At 60.7% G+C, this 14,848-nt stretch carries 14 protein-coding genes and 2 pseudogenes; 10 read left to right on the top strand and 6 right to left on the bottom strand.

All coding sequences use genetic code 11. The annotated features are described in order from the left end of the window. The 6 genes from ACFLEY_RS04070 (at position 1) to ACFLEY_RS04045 (ending at position 2,421) form a co-directional block, all read left to right on the top strand. Entirely contained in the window at positions 1-165 is a 165-nt protein-coding gene (locus ACFLEY_RS04070; RefSeq protein ID WP_082755843.1) for a DUF3309 family protein, read from the top strand. A 96-nt stretch (positions 166-261) separates the two neighbouring features. Then, positions 262-408 carry a hypothetical protein gene (locus ACFLEY_RS04065; RefSeq protein WP_171901190.1) on the top strand — a complete coding sequence of 49 codons (147 nt, stop codon included), beginning with the start codon at positions 262-264 and terminating at the stop codon, positions 406-408. 118 nt (positions 409-526) lie between these two features. Next, positions 527-691 (top strand): DUF3309 family protein, encoded by a 165-nt coding sequence (locus ACFLEY_RS04060; protein WP_082755842.1) that lies wholly within the window; start codon positions 527-529, stop codon positions 689-691. 219 nt (positions 692-910) lie between these two features. Continuing rightward, positions 911-1,534 (top strand): exopolysaccharide biosynthesis protein, encoded by a 624-nt coding sequence (locus ACFLEY_RS04055; protein WP_060910058.1) that lies wholly within the window; start codon positions 911-913, stop codon positions 1,532-1,534. A gap of 76 nt (positions 1,535-1,610) precedes the next feature. Next, on the top strand, positions 1,611-1,844 hold the full coding sequence (locus ACFLEY_RS04050; protein WP_373565267.1) for a hypothetical protein: 234 nt from the start codon (positions 1,611-1,613) through the stop codon (positions 1,842-1,844). Positions 1,845-2,223: 379 nt separating this feature from the next. Then, positions 2,224-2,421, top strand: coding sequence for a hypothetical protein (locus ACFLEY_RS04045; protein ID WP_060912853.1), 198 nt, complete (start codon positions 2,224-2,226; stop codon positions 2,419-2,421). 65 nt (positions 2,422-2,486) lie between these two features. On the opposite strand, the gene ACFLEY_RS04040 is transcribed toward ACFLEY_RS04045, so the two are convergent. Next, a complete protein-coding gene (locus tag ACFLEY_RS04040; protein ID WP_396604955.1) occupies positions 2,487-3,245 on the bottom strand; it encodes a Crp/Fnr family transcriptional regulator in 759 nt (252 codons plus the stop codon). Positions 3,246-3,630: 385 nt separating this feature from the next. Here ACFLEY_RS04040 and ACFLEY_RS04035 point away from each other — a divergent pair. The 4 genes and pseudogenes from ACFLEY_RS04035 to ACFLEY_RS04020 form a co-directional block, all read left to right on the top strand. Further along, positions 3,631-3,936, top strand: a pseudogene (locus ACFLEY_RS04035) (VIT1/CCC1 transporter family protein); the annotation flags it as partial. Positions 3,937-4,047: 111 nt separating this feature from the next. Beyond that, a pseudogene (locus tag ACFLEY_RS04030) lies at positions 4,048-4,116 on the top strand (hypothetical protein); the annotation flags it as partial. Positions 4,117-4,171: 55 nt separating this feature from the next. Continuing rightward, complete coding sequence (locus ACFLEY_RS04025; RefSeq protein ID WP_211433465.1) at positions 4,172-4,570, top strand: 3-hydroxyacyl-CoA dehydrogenase NAD-binding domain-containing protein; 399 nt, start codon at positions 4,172-4,174, stop codon at positions 4,568-4,570. Positions 4,571-4,630: 60 nt separating this feature from the next. Beyond that, positions 4,631-4,702: a hypothetical protein gene (locus ACFLEY_RS04020; protein ID WP_082757183.1), complete on the top strand. Its 72-nt coding sequence runs from the start codon at positions 4,631-4,633 to the stop codon at positions 4,700-4,702. A 1,611-nt stretch (positions 4,703-6,313) separates the two neighbouring features. Here ACFLEY_RS04020 and ACFLEY_RS04015 read toward each other — a convergent pair. From ACFLEY_RS04015 to ACFLEY_RS03995, 5 genes are all read right to left on the bottom strand, one after another. Next, positions 6,314-9,997 (bottom strand): DEAD/DEAH box helicase, encoded by a 3,684-nt coding sequence (locus ACFLEY_RS04015; protein ID WP_060910056.1) that lies wholly within the window; start codon positions 9,995-9,997, stop codon positions 6,314-6,316. Next, on the bottom strand, positions 9,997-10,881 hold the full coding sequence (locus tag ACFLEY_RS04010) for an aminotransferase (protein WP_306421869.1): 885 nt from the start codon (positions 10,879-10,881) through the stop codon (positions 9,997-9,999). The genes ACFLEY_RS04015 and ACFLEY_RS04010 overlap by 1 nt, the downstream gene beginning before the upstream one ends. A gap of 529 nt (positions 10,882-11,410) precedes the next feature. Continuing rightward, positions 11,411-11,731: a DUF736 domain-containing protein gene (locus ACFLEY_RS04005; protein ID WP_060912850.1), complete on the bottom strand. Its 321-nt coding sequence runs from the start codon at positions 11,729-11,731 to the stop codon at positions 11,411-11,413. A gap of 772 nt (positions 11,732-12,503) precedes the next feature. Beyond that, the gene (locus ACFLEY_RS04000; RefSeq protein ID WP_060910055.1) at positions 12,504-13,439 is read right to left on the bottom strand and encodes a DUF2493 domain-containing protein; all 936 of its coding nucleotides are present in this window, start codon (positions 13,437-13,439) and stop codon (positions 12,504-12,506) included. 340 nt (positions 13,440-13,779) lie between these two features. Then, positions 13,780-14,832: a toprim domain-containing protein gene (locus ACFLEY_RS03995; RefSeq protein WP_060910054.1), complete on the bottom strand. Its 1,053-nt coding sequence runs from the start codon at positions 14,830-14,832 to the stop codon at positions 13,780-13,782. Between the last annotated feature and the right edge of the window lie 16 nt (positions 14,833-14,848).

Here is a 14,848-nt window from a genome sequence, read left to right as displayed (position 1 = left end):
ATGTCAATTTGGACCATCATTCTGATCATTCTAATCATCGCGCTGCTGGGCGGCTTTAGCGGGATCGGTGGCGGTCCGTTTTACGGTACTGGCTACTACGGCGGCGGCGGTCTTGGTCTTGTGATCGTCATTCTGCTGATCTTGCTTTTGCTCGGCAAACTTTGACCCAGCGGTTGCCGGCAGCGGTGATGGTCCGGCTTGAATTTGAATTGGCCGGACTCAGGCATCCAATTAACGCACGCAAATCGGGAATCCCGGACCATGTCTCGCAATATACTCTACCTCGTCATCGGCGCGCTCGCCGTCGTCGCTGTGGTACTGGGCTATCAAGTCTACCGGGAGCGACAGAAAACCACTGGCGTCGAGATCAGCATCGGCGAGCATGGCGTTTCAATCGAAAAGAAATAGCACAGCATCTCCCCGGTGATGCTGGCCACAGCCGTCGCCGGAAACTTCGAGATCGCCCACTCAACTCAGACGACCAAGAAACCCAATATCCACAAGGTCCCACCAAAGGAGTCGGACAATGTCGATCGGACTTATCCTCATCATCATCCTTGTCATCTTCTTGCTTGGTGGCTTCAGCGGCCGCTTTGGCGGCTACGGCTACGGCTACGGTCACGGCGGCATGGGTATCATCGGCATCATCCTGGTCATCCTCGTCGTATTGCTGCTGCTGGGTCGGATTTGACCCCCGTCGTTCTCAGCTGCGGCGACCTTGGGCTTTCCACGAGATCTGTCGCCGGCGTCATGAGTCCCAACGAGCCTCGACCATGCATCTGGTCGTGGCTTTCCGGTCCGCCGCCACTTCATGCGGGACTGAGCGTCCGCGTCGCTGCTTGATTGGAGTTGCTGATCGGTCAAGGGGCCGCCCGAAGAGATCGCCGTTCGATCGAGTGGAGAAAAACGGATGCACCAGCCGAAGCTCACAACGCTCGCCGAGGTGTTTGTCCCCGCCTCGGTGCTGCTGCAGCGGTTGCACGACGAGGCTCCGGCAGATCACTTTACCCTGGGTTGGCTGATGAGCCGCATGCACAAGCGCTCCTTCGGCCTCATCATGCTGCTGCTCGCTGTGGTCGCCGTTGCACCGGGTGTCTCGATCGTCGCGGGCCTGCTGCTCATGATCCCCGCGTCCCAGATGATCCTGGGCCAGAACATGCCGGTGTTCCCGCGCCGCATCGCCGCCCGTCCGTTGCCGACGCGGCACCTTGCCGCTCTGGTGCAGCGCGCCGTGCCCGTGCTGAGGTATCTTGAGAAACTCATTCATCCGCGCTGGCCGACTCCGATCGATGCGACCAAGCGTCTCGTCGGCGCCGTCGTCGTGCTCCTGAACATCACCCTGCTCTTCACGCCGGTCCCTTTCAGCAACGTCGTTCCCGCCCTGGTGATCGCGTTGATCTCGCTGGCCTATTTGGAGGAAGACGGACTCCTGCTCTCAATCGCACTGCTGGTCAGCGTCGTTGTGCTAGCGGTCGAATTGACGGCAGTCTGGCAGACCGTCCTTGGCGCGAAATGGATCTTCGGCCTCTGGTAATAGCTCGGCCGAGCGCAAGCCCCGCGGTGAAATGGCGGGTGTACCGTCGCGCTGATCTGAGCACGGCAAAGGCCGGATCGCTGTCAGGCTAAAGCCGGATCTGAAACATGGGTATCCGCTTTCGGTTGCCAACGACGGTCCGGCTTTGCCCGAAGGGTTCGACCCCGGCGCGAGCAGAGGCTTGGGGATGAGAATAATTCAATACTTCACCAGCCAGATTGGCGGTGAGTTACGGATCGACCGTGGCGACGACGGTAAGGGCGCGCGATTTACCGTGATGTTTCCTGCGCCGACGGGAGCAAGCGACTAGCTGCCTTCGGCATTATCCGGAAAGACGTCTCGTCGAACTTGATAGCCTCTCTCAAGGAATGGGTGTCGGGCAACCGCCAGAATCGCAAATCTAGCAGATTCCCGCTCGGGAAAGCGTATGATTTAGTTGTGATGACCGCATCTTTCACGGAACGGCCGATGTGTCCGGTTTGCAAGCACCGGATGGCATTGGCACGCATCTCTCCCCGGCAAACGCGGATTCGAGGAGCGCACCTTCGAATGCTCGACCTGCGAACGTACTGAAGTGGTGTCTTTCGCCGTCGACCCCATGAAGACAGATGCGGTCGGCTGGCTGGCAGGCGAACTGCGGCCGCCTCGATAAAGTTCGGTTGCCGCTTTGCGTGAGTGAGGGGGGCCTGATGGACGAGGATTTCTGCAGAGAACAGGCGCAGCGCGCTCGTGCCCTAGCCAAACGGGCCGATCCCTTCACCAGGCGGCGTCCGCTGGCGTTGGTCAGCCGATATGACGCAATGTGGGCGGCTCCGACGCAGGACTCGAAGATCGAGCGGCCGCTGCCGGTGCGCACTGCGCCGCCGGCGTCGATCTTCTCCGGGTAGGCCGAGGCATGACGAGAGAAACCTCACCTTGACGGCGTTTGCGCTTTCCGTCTGAACCCCGTCGCCTAGCGCATTCGTTTTGTGGTGTCTCCCTGGACCGCGGTCGAGGGCGGCGTCAGGAACGCATCGAACCGCTCCTTTACGACGGCGTAGCATTCGCACGATGCCTTCTCCAGTCCGGCCCGATCTACGATCTGGATCTTCCCACGCCGGTAATATCTGATCAGCCCCGCCGTCTGCAGCGCCTGCGCCGCCATGGTCACCGACTTGCGGTTGGCGCCGAGCATCTCCGACAGGAATTCGTGGGTGTAGGGCAAGGCCTCACCCTCGGCGCGGTCGTGCATCATCAACAGCCAGCGGCACATCCGCTCTTCCGTGCTGTGCAGGGCATTGCACGCGACGGTCTGTTGCACCTGTGACAGCAGCGTCTCGGAGTAGCTGACGAACAAGTTGCGGACGTGTTCGCTACTCCTGAATTCCGATTGCAGCAGTTCGATCGGACAGCGGACCATGCCGCCCTCCAATTGTACCAGGCACCGGTTAAAGGAGGCCCGACTGTACATGGCGGCGAACAAACCGAACGCGCCCTCGCGGCCGATGTTCGCGGTCTCGATTGCCGAACCGTTTTCAAGAACAGTCAGCAGCGACAAAACCGAACCTTCCGGAAAATAGGCATGCTTGAGCAGCCCGCCCGCATCGCAAACCACAGCGCCCAGCTTAAGCGTGACCGGCTCGAGATGAGGGTCGATGCGCTTGCGGCTGGAAGCCTCCAGCGCGCCCAGCAACCGGTTGCCTTGCGGCTCAACTATTCGAAGCATCGGCATCCGGTTCACCTGTCTATTTCAGAACTCCTCCGCGGCGGCAAGACATGGTCACCCGCAGGCTAGTCCCTCCAAAGCTGGCGCGGGAGCGAGTAGTGCCGCTCATCCCGCCAACGTTTCCTGGCTGACATGAAGCTCTATCGGCTGCAGGCCGCCGTCCTTGCCGAAGTTTGCCAACAGCGCCAAGTCCCGCGCCAGTTGGGCCGTCATCGGCCCTGAAACCGGATTTCCGATTGTCACGATTATGATGTCTGGTAGCGGACATAATCTTGATTTGAGTCAAACGGATATGGCTGCGCCGCTATAGGTTATTCCGACCGCGCGAGCCGCGGATCCCCAGTATCCGCACGGATCAACCGACGGGCTCAAACCTTCACGGAAAATTTCCATAAGTCGTTCCCATCGCCCTCACAAAGAGACCCATCTCGTCGATCGCATCGGGTGGCTCAGGGCGGCGGTTCTTGGAGCCAATGACGGAATCATATCGACCGCAAGCCTGATCGTCGGCGTAGCCGCAGCGGCGGCGAAGCAGAACGACGTCCTGATTGCTGGAGTCGCTGTACTGGTCGCCGGCGCCATGTCGATGGCAGCCGGCGAGTATGTCTCCGAGAGTTCGCAGTCCGACACCGAGAAGGCGGATCTCGCACGAGAACGGAGTGAACTGCGCAGCAACCGTGAGGGAGAGCTCGAGGACTTCGGCGTTAGCGCAGGCGCGAAGGTGAGCTTCTGAGCTGCGGCAGGTTTGGCGCCACTATGGTTCTGGGCGCGGCCTCCGCGCTCAGTTACATTTCTTCGGGAGTAGCAGATGAGAAAGACGATTGACCACGTCGCTGTGGTGGGCTGTGGATTGATCGGCTCGGGTTGGACGAGTTGGTTCCTCTCGCAGGGGTTGGCGGTCACCTGCCATGCCCCTGCACCGGGAGACGCGCTTGAGACGAGCCGTTGCCGCCGATTTGTCTCAGGTTGGACTCAAGGAGGCAGCCCAAAGGCAACTGATGGCGCGCCTCAATTTCGAAGCGGATTTGGCGAAGGCCGTATCCTGCGCGAGCTGGGTACAGGAAAACGCGCCTGAGGATATCCAGCTGAAGCGCGACGTGATCATCCGTATCGACGATACTGCGCCGCCAGACGTGGTGATCGCGTCCAGTACCTTGAGCATCAAGGTCAGCGACTTGCAGACGGGCATGTCTCGTCCGGCGCGCCTGGTGGCCGGTCATCCATTCCTGCCCGTGCCCTTGATATCGCTTGTCGAGGTCGGCGGCGGAGCAGCCACATCCTCCGCCGCCGTCACCGCTGCAATGGACTTCTATCGTTCGATCGGAAAGTAGCCCATTCGGCTGAACCGTGAAATCACTGGGCACATCGCGAATCGCCTGCAGGCTGCCTTGATGCGGGAAGCGTTCTTCCTTCTGCAGGAGGGCATTGCTTCAGCATCGGATATCGACCTCGCGCTGACCTAGGGTGGCGCGCGCCAGGCGTTCGCCAACCTCGGTGGGGCGCTGAAGAACATGTGGGAAGATCTAGGCGCTACGGTGCCGACGCCAGAACTCGAGGTGCTAGCTATCGCCCGGAGCCGAGGAATGCCTCCGACAAAACCTAGGCGCGGTGGACCGAGGAACGGGTGAGAGTGGATAGAACGGTCCAGCGAGAAAAGAGGCTCCTCGCCGCAGAAGAGCAGACTCGATGAAGAAGGTGCGGCAGGCTTAGCTTACGCAGATCCTCCGGAACAGCCTTCCGGAGCGGATAGATGCGAATTTTTGGATGCTTCCACGGACGTCACATTGCAAGCGGCACTGTACCAATGGGGCAGTGCTAAGCGGTTGGAATTACTGAATTGCTTTGGATATCCGGCTCTTAGAAGAGCCATGGTGCGCTACTCAGAATAAAACTTCGAATACGTATGTCATTGAACAACGTGCAGCGGGCGCTTTGAAGCGTCGCAATTATTTCGAATATTCCGAATTCTGTGAGACCCCGATGCACAGGTGTGAAAATGCTAGTTTTAATGGTAGACAACTAGGTCTTCACTAGCATATAGTTTTAGCTAGTGCGGTGGTTTCTGGTGTAGACTGCGGTATGATGGTGAATCCCAAACAACTGCGAAGTGACGCGTCAAAATTTCAGGCTGACCGATCGAAGTCGCGATCCGGTAGGGAAACGACTGGAACGACCAAGGCGATCCGGGCTGTTCTTCCGCATATCTACAGCCTCCGCCAAGACGGAGTGCAATGGGCTGCGATTGCGGCCGCTCTTGCTGTTCAGGGCATCGTTCAAGGTAAAGCCCGCATCCCCCTGACGACCAATCGCCTAACGGCGCTTGTCCGCCAAATCGAACTGCAGAATCAAAAGCGTGCTGCGAAGAAAGAAGTAGTTAGAGAGGCGAACGAAATCGCAATCCAAGATCACGGTCTGTCCATGCCCCCAGCGCTTGAAACAAAACCGCGGACGATTGTTGGGGAAGAGGCTCGGCGCCCGCACCGCCGAAGCCAGTCCACTTCGCAAGCCACAGATTCCCAGGAGGCGTGGTCCGATCAGGCACACGCCGTCGGCCGGCAAATGGATCTAGAGAATGGCGGTGCTTCCCGGAAACAGCGCGCACGCGGCGATGTCGCCGAAAGTGCCTCAGGTCGATCGAAGCGCGCAGTAAAATTGCCCGCGCAATCCAACCGAGAGGTGCTTGCGTTCATGGATCGAGCTCGTGCCTTTCGGCGACGACAGGACTGACTTCTACCGACGGCAAATCTGCCGTCGGCTCCAGACATGTTGACCTCGACCACAAGCTTCGTAATGAACGCTTTCTGCAGCCGGAGTGGTCGCGTGATGGAGCTATAAGGTCGGCTGGCGCAGCGCGTGCGCCGCATAGCCGAGCTACCACCCTTTCATCAAGCGGCGCTGGTTGCTCTTGCGGAGCGATACGTCGTCAAGTGTCATTCGGAGTGCGATTCGAGCTCTTGTCGGCGCCGAAGGGGTTGGCCGCTCTGACGGCTATGCCGGCGCACAACGGAACGAGAGGCTTAGGACGGTGGAGTCGTCTCTCGGCCATCACACCCTAGGTCGATGCAAAGACCCTCTCAGAAGGTTCGCGTAACCTCTGGCGATTGAACGGTTGAAAGCCGGAAGTCGTGACGTTCCGGACGGCTTGTAAGGAGAGCAGGCGAGGTGGCAGAGTTCGCCAGTGAATATCCCGCAGCATCTATCCAGTCGACACGATCGCCACGAACGATCGGCCGAACGTCATATATTCCCTGCCGGCCGTCCGTCCCTGTTAAGGCGGCGGCACTCCCTCGAACGATCTCCTGCGCGACATCTCCATCGGCAAGAGACCTCTGCCAGGCGAGGAACCATTGCGGATCGATCAGGGTCTCGGCCTCGAGCCCAGCGGCTTGTGCCGCAAGCCAGACTTCAAACTCGGCACGTCGCGCGGCCGCAGCCTCCCTGGTTTGCGCCAGGCCCTGCGACAGTGCGAAGGCGACGAAAGGATCTAGTGTTCCCCAGCGCAGCAATTCCCGGAACCAAAAGGCGGCCCATGGGAGGTTCGTGGTCGCACGCCAGGTTTGCAGACTCGGCGTCTCGAGCGCACCAGCGTTAGCATTCCACGCTTGGGCCACCGCCGCACCCACCGCGACGCCTAGTCTAAACTCAAGATTGTCTCCGACAAAACGTTGCCAGGATCGCAACCTATCCGCGCTCGGCGCCACCGAGCCTGGGCGTTGTGTCCACCAGCCCAAGATGCCACGCCAATCGGCGAGGAGCTGCTGGTCACCGGGAGTCGGACGAACACGAAAACCGATTCCGGGCTCCGCGCGGATGCGCTCGCCGAGTCGAGCAAACAGTTCGAAGCGTTGTTCTGCTGTCCATGTCCCGTATTCGGCAGCCGCGAAGAGCTCTGCGACCAGTTGGGGGGCGACGAGCTCAAAGCGGCGACCGATATAGGGGGTAAAGCCGTACTGGTAGAGCCTTCGACGCTGCAGTGCATTGGGATAGAGCCTCTCGACAAATGCTCTGCCACGCTTAATGAAGCTGCGTTCCAGCCAGGCCTCCTCGGCCGCGGCCACCTGCGCAAAGGTACGTTGCCACAAGTCGCGCAAGTAAACCTCGGCACGCGGGCCGTTGACCTCTGCTTGTTCGAACCGAGCCAGCTCTTCAATCGCTGCCAGCAAGAAGCCGTCCAATTCGTCCAAACTGTCGCCCAGCAAATCGTGCGGCGTCCGTGACGCTACCCCGAGGTTCGCACCCGCCCCCTCGGGAAGTGTCGCCTCCAGCCAAGCGAGAAAGTGCTCCTCGGTCTGCAACCCGAATTGAGTAATCGCACGATTTGCGATTGACCGCAGCAGCACCGCAAGCGGGCTTCCGGCGCCTCCAACCTCTTCGTCGGCGCGCAGGCGGAACAGGAGGTTGTCATATTCTGCTGATCTTGCACGAACCTGCCTTTGCTGGACTCGACGCTTCGCGGGGGCCGTCGACGATATCGTCTCAGGTACAGCGACGAGCGTGATCCCTTCTATCGATTGAGCGGCGCCTGGACGCCCGGCTCTTCCAGCGAGGTTGCGAAACTCCGCCGTCGACATTGGTACGACGACCGGTTGACCAGTTTGCGGATCAAAACTGCGGCGCTCAAGGCTCGTCAGGAAGATGATGTCGAATGGCAGGTTCACCCCTTCCGTCAGTGTAGCTGTTGCCACCGTGATCGGGCAGATTCGCCGATCGATGAGGTCGGTCATCAGGCGCCTCAAGCGTTGAGGCATCTGGCCGTGGCTTGTAGCAATCCCTCTCTCAAGCAACCGGAGTTCGAAAGAATCGAGGCCGCAATAGTCGAGGCATGCCAAGCGAGTCTCCTGGTAACGCGCAAGGCCATCCGCATCCGTAGGCGGCGCAAATGGCGGCACGTTCTGCCAATTGGCTAAAGCGAATGCTTCAGCATAGCGCTTCATCAAGCGCTCAGGCGCCTGAGCCACCGATATCAACACACGGCGTCCGCCTTCGAGGAGATGCAGAGCGGTCCACAAGACATATAGTTCGGTGAAATGCGGAAGGCTGTCGCGAACAGGTGCTGCAGGATCCGGCATCGCCGGAATTCGCAGCGGAAGGTAGACAGGTTGATCGCGCCCGCGAACGTACAACATCTGTCCGTTCATGATGTCGAGGATTGCCTCCGGCACGCGCCGCGAAGCTACTCTCAAGGCGCCAATCAATTGGCGGCTGCTCCTGTAGCCTATCCCGACGGGCTCGGCGTCTGCTCGCCCCTCGATCCAACGAGCAACGGGGCGTGCCGCGCCACCCGCGACCGCCGTGAGCGCGATCCGCGCCATGTCAGGTTTGTTCGCGAGCAAGCGCGTGACCATTGCTTCAATACGCATTGCGCGGCTGGTGTGGGCGGCTAGGGCCTCCCTTGTAGTGACATCGTCCTCGCTTACCACCTGATGCGCTTCATCTATTATCAATAAGCGCAATCGCTGGGTTAGCAGGTGACCGACGTATCGCAGAAGCGCTTCAGCCTTTTCAACCGTTGCGATCAATACGACGGCTCGATCCGCCGTTAGCCAATAGTCCGTAATGCCCCAGTCGGCGCCGCCATACAGGCCGGTGATGATGAGATCGCTACCGAGCTCCGAGGTCAGTTTTGTCTCGACCTCACTCGCGAGTGCCCGAGAGGGGACGAGGTATAATGCAAGCGGCGCCTCGCCCGGCTGAACATCAATAAGGAGCAATTCCTTCACGAGCGCCAGATTTGCGACGAGTGTCTTGCCGGAGCCTGTCGGCGTGCAGAGAGCGAAGCTGCTGTTCGCCATGAGCCGTTCAAGGCCTTGAACCTGCGATGCCCACAGCACGCCACGTCCTCTGGCGAACTGCTCACGAGCGAAGCGCCACATGCGGGCCTGATGGTTCGGTGCGTTTTCTGCAAGTCGCCGAACGCGCCCGTGCAGGCTGTTATCGGCAAAGCGCTTCGCCGTCGATTCGATCAAGTTGATGAGTATCCAGAGCTCCTCGCTGGAAAGCCGAGTGGCAAGCATGTTTAGGTCTGAAAGCTTGTTCAGCGCCAGCTCGACCCGACCTTGGCTGCCTCGACGAACGGCATCGCCGAGAAGCCCGACGACACGTATAAGCTCCACGAGCACGTACCACCCGACGGGGCTTTCGCGGCGGTCGGCTTCCCGACGCTGCGGACCTGCGGCATCATCGTCGTTGGCCGGGTCGTCGGTCTCATCGTCTGCCAGATCTGCGGCGTCGAGGACTCCGGCTGAACCGGAGCGACCTGTCAGCTCCGGATGATCCCTCCAAAAGAGGGCGCAATGCTCAAGCAGGCTGTCGAAATCGGGGCTCAGGAAGTCCGCGAAAATCTCAGCGATGCCGGCGCCGTATCGCCCCTGACGCAGCAAGCTCGTCGCCATGGCCGGCAAGCCCGCAAGCTGGTATGCCCCTGCGGCGAGAAGCGCCACCGGCACGTCTCTGGTGACGGGGTCGGAGGATCGAGCCAGCCATTCGAGCAATTCGGCCGCTCGACGATAGCAGGCGAGCGAATCCGGCGAGGCCTGACCGTCCACTTCGCGAAGGATTGATGCGGCGTGCAGCAGGCGACGAGCATCGGCGAGCTGCTCATGCGACTCTCGCTCCGTCCATCCGATGGGCGGAACCTGCCAGGAGATCTGGAGGCTACGGACAAACAGCCGGGCCTGCGTTGGCGTGAGCTCGTTCTCGATCGCAAGAGCCCTGAGACTCAGCGCCAGTTCGCGCCTCTGCTCGTCGAGCCGAGCCATCAGCGACCGTCCCACAACGAGCGATACAGGCTTTCTATGAGATCGACGCCGCCCTCAAGAACGAGCTCGACTACCTGCAACGGACGGCCGGCGGTGTATTCGACCGGGTGCGAATTCGTCGGGAGGTACGTTTGCCCTTGCGCCCGACGGGCCGCCCTGTTCCCTGCCACGAAAACGAGGTCTGTTCGCGGGAGGGGATTCCCGCCGATGAGCAACGCTCTATCGAGCGAGACGATCGCCTCCGCATAGTAGTCGCGCGCCTTCTCGCACAACAGGCGGTGCATCTGCTCCAGACCTTGGGGAGTTGGTAGCCCGCGGTTGATCTCGTTCCAGACACCGTCGTTGCTTCGCACCCGGGCGCCAGCCGGACCTGTCCATTCACCGAACATCATCGTGTCCATCACGCTAGGCGTGAGATCGGCGCGCCACTTGGCTTCACCTGCGATGAATCTGACGACCTCGCCGCTGGCCGGATCTATGGCTAGAGCAATGAAGTCGTTTCCGTGCCGGCCGGAGATTTCCCGCACACGCGGCGGATCACGCGCCAAGTCGAAGATGTAGGCCTCCGCTTCTGCGTGGTATCGAAAGAGGAAAACCGGAATGGTCCACTGATGTCCGCCGATAAACTGGTAGGCTTGGGTCATCAGCCCGGTCATGACCTCCCCAAATAGACCCTTTTTTGCCGTGGGCGGGAGACAGGTGGGATACTGAGCATGAGCGCCCGGAGCCCCGGCATCGGGATGCAAGTCGATGCGAGCAGTGCGGTGAAAGACCTCGCGGGCATCGAGATGGGCCGACTCGAAATAGGGGCGGAGTTCGTCAACAACGGTTTGGTCGTTCGGGATGATCTGTTCGAAAAGCAGATGCCCGTAGCTTCCGTTCATTCGCGCATATCCCCGAAGCCAGCGCTGGAGCAGCGGCATTGGAGGGGGGCAATCATGCATCATTCTCGTTGAGCTCCAGCGCATTCCGCGAGCCAGCGGATCGCTAGTTCGCGGTCATCTCAAGACTCCCACATGCAATGCAAATCCATTACCCGCGCTGTCGTTACGACGCAAGGAGCCGTCTACCATCCAAAGGCAACGGATATCAGGCACTTGTGGAATTATCCAACTGCGTCGAGATAAGCTCACGAAACAAACGCGGCAATCAGGGAAGCCATTGCTGTCGCAGCGATAAGGCTGCTCGGGACGCCTGACGCTTAGCGAGGCCGAATCGGACAGCCGATCGATCGCCGCCTGACCACGAAGGAACGCTGGACGCGATACCTCGCTATGACCTGTGCGCGTTCCATCGTGCCTAGCCTGCGCCCGGTTTAGGTCAAACTCGAGACTAGAAGCCGGACGGATCGTCTCCGCCACGCGTCGAGAACGGCCGCCCGGCGAACGCCGGGCGGGCTTGTTTGAGCTTCCCTCAGTCTGCACTCTTGCGTGGCCGCGACCAGAGGAGCGTGTAGCCTTCGTCGCCTTCGTCATCGAACAGGTTGGCGTAAATCGGCGAATTGAAGGAGGGATCGTCGAGCTTGAGCGAGAGGTAGTCGCGGCCCTCCTCGGAACGCTTTGACCACGCTGCTCCGATTTCTGCTCGGCGAACGTACACGCGGTGGCTCGGAGCATTGTCGTTGGAGCGGTTGGGCTCGGCGACGATGCGGACACCCTTGGCCTGCAAGCTCAGTGTGACGATCTCACCCTGAAAATCGTTACCGACCTTCTTGAACGAACCGATGGTAGCCATATCAAGTCTCCTTGCGTTGTTTCGGACCGCGACCACCGCGGCCTCGATGGCGATGACCAGGCCGAATGACGAGCGGCGACGCACCCGCATGCGGGCCGAAGCATCGCGGAGGACGCCATGGCTGAGACTTTCTTGTCTCGCGAGGAATGGGCTTGCCCAGGGGAAGAAAGTCGCAAGACTGGCGTTGCGTCTCAGACGGTCGAGGCGCAGCCGGTCTTCGGCCAGATCAAGCCATCAAAGAGGCGAGGTGTTCGCGTGCTGAACAACATTGAGAGGAGGCGTGGCTGCTTTCGGTCGTACGATACAAGAGGTCGGTTCGTTTTCAGGTGGGAAATGAGAGAGCACAGTGCAGGAACGGGCGACATCATCTTCCGAATACAAGCGCGCCTGCAAGCAGGCTCCTATCCCAACACATGGCGTGACGAAAAGCGCTGGCCTGGTGGTTCTGAAGTGCTGCAAGAGAAGGCCGCCTATCGGATCGACCGAACGTCACTGCGCATAACGACCCAAGCGACAAACGATGCGGAAGCGAAGGTAACACGCTGCTCTGGTCGCGGCTGCCAGCGCAAGCGAAGACCCGTTCAAGCCCGTTCCGGTCCCGACAGGCGCATTCGATGGGGACAGCATCGCACACCGTCTATGCAAGCGGCCTGGAAACAGACGGAGGTTGCGTGTGGTGGCGATAGTCCGGCACAGTTTGCAAACCGTGCTGATTCCTCGGAACGTCTTTGCAGTAGCAGCGCGGCATGAAGCGCGAGACTGGACGGCGGCGCTATGCGCCGCCGTCGCCAAACTTCCAGACCGGGATTCCCATCCGCCTCGCCTTGTCAGCGAGATTGTCCTGAATTCCCGTTCCTGGGAAGACCATGACGCCGATTGGCATCATCGTCAGCATGAGATCGTTGCGCTTGAATGGCGCCGACTTGGCGTGCTTCGACCAATCCGGCTTGAATGCGACTTGCGGCACCTTGCGGTTCGTCGCCCATTTGGCCGCAATCAGCTCGGCGCCCTTTGGCGAGCCTCCATGCAGCAGGACCATGTCGCTGTGCTTGGCGTGAGCCTTGTCGAGGCGATCCCAGATCAGATGATGGTCATCGAAGTCGAGGCCCCCGGTCAGTGCGACCTTGGGTCCGATCGGAACAAGCACCTCAGTCTCGGCGCGACGCTTTGCGGCGAGAAAGTCTCTGGAGTCGATCACCGCCGAAGTGACCGAGCGATGGTTGACGAGCGATCCGGATCGTGGGCGCCATAGCGAACCAGTGTGGGTTTCGAATTGCGCGATGGCTTGTTCGCGGAACAGCTCCATGCAATTGCGGCGTTCGATCAGGGAAAGCCCTTCCTTGACAAGCCGCTCGAGTTCGACCGACCGCACCTCGGAACCATCCTGCTCACATTGAGACCTGCGCTGAGCCTGTTCGTTGTCGTCGAGCTGGCGCTCGATGCGACCCGTCGCTCGATGGAACAGATTGACCGTCGACCGGAGCAGGTCGTCCAGATCCGGCTCCATGCGGCTGTCGCTCAGGGTTGCCACGAAGGCATCGAAGATGTCGGCCACCGCCGCTGCGATCATCTTGCCTTCGGGAAGTGGCCTGGGATCAGGTTCGTCGCTGAACGGTCGGTAGCCGTAGAGTTGCAGCTCGGTCAGAACGTGATGAAGCGGGGATGAACCGTGCTGCGGTTCGAATGCGGTGTCGTCACGATCGGTCATGGGATGAGGCCCTGCGTGGATCGGCCGCGACCATCGCGGCCTTCGTGGCGATCACTCAGGCGGCGGGCGGGCCGGACCAGAACCCGAAGCAAAGCGGAGGGCCGAAGCGAGAGCGGAGGATGGCAGGGCGCGGCTATTTTGCTTCGCGATGCAAAGGCGGATGGACTGATCGATGTTGATTTTCACAGTGACCACCGCCGGCGGAAAATAGCCGCGCCGCTGCCATTGCCGGTCCGGCCCGCCTGCGGTCCGATCGCCCTCTTGAAGGCCGGGCGCGGTCTTGTCACAACGAGGTCTCGTCTTGATCGGGCTGTCGACTACGATTGCGAAGCGCAGGCGCTCATGCCGTGATCGCGACCGTCGACGGCAAGAAGCGGACGACATCCACGGGCGCAAGCTGAAAGCGCAACGCTGCCCGGAGCTCGTCGACGCCGAAGGCGCGCAGATCCTCGTTGAAATCGTCAGACCGGGGCGATAGTGGGATCGCCTCGATACCGGCGGCTCGAGCCCGCTGCGCCAACGTGGAAGCGACGGCCTCTCCGGCCGCATCGGCATCACCGGCGATGTAGAGCCTTCGCAGGCTCGGTGGCAGCAGCAAGGCCGCGAGATGATTGGCCGATAGCGCTGATGCCATTGGCAAGGTCGGCAGGGCGCAACGCAAGGAGAGCATGGTCTCGATGCCTTCGCCCGCAACGAGCACGTCATCGGCGACACCGAAGCGAACTGCGTTGCCGAGCAGAAGGCCCATCGACCGGCGTGGCGTGTCGATGGGCGCCTTGCTCTTACCGGAAGGATCGAGCCAGGTGCGGTGCACGCCCGTGATGACACCATCGAGCGTGGTGACGGCCGCGATCAAGGCTGGCCAGAGCTCCATCGGCAAACGGTGATCCGGCCTGTAGTAGCAGTGCGGATGGAAGCGAAGGCTTGAGGTCTCGTGGAAAGCAGAGATGCTTCTGGTCCGGAGGTAGGTTTCAGCGATCGTACCGTGGATCGGCTTTGACATGGCAAATAGCCGCCGTGCTGATTGCGCTGAGCCGCTAGGTACGGGCGCGATCAGCGACGTCGATCCTGCTTCACATTCCGGCTGTGGCAGGCTGAGAAAGCGCCGCGCCTCGGCGAGGACATCGCGGAATTTAACAAACCCGCAGCTTTCCCTGATGACGTCGAGCAGATCGCCATGTTCAGCGGTCGCGGCATCGGTCCACTTGCCGGCCGCTCCCGGGTGCTCGCTTCGTGGGCGCAGCCGAACGAACATCGATCGGCCGGGCGTGTTGCGGACATCGCCGACGACCCAATAACGGCCAACGCGTCGCCCATTGGAAAGATAGCAGCGGCAGAAGACCTCCGCCCGCTCGGCAAGCCGGCGGGCGAGATCGGATACTTGAGCAGACATGACCGTTCCCACCAAA

Source organism: Bradyrhizobium sp. YCK136 (assembly GCF_044570075.1).
Taxonomy (GTDB): domain Bacteria; phylum Pseudomonadota; class Alphaproteobacteria; order Rhizobiales; family Xanthobacteraceae; genus Bradyrhizobium; species Bradyrhizobium diazoefficiens.
This window is presented reverse-complemented; position numbering and strand designations above follow the sequence as displayed.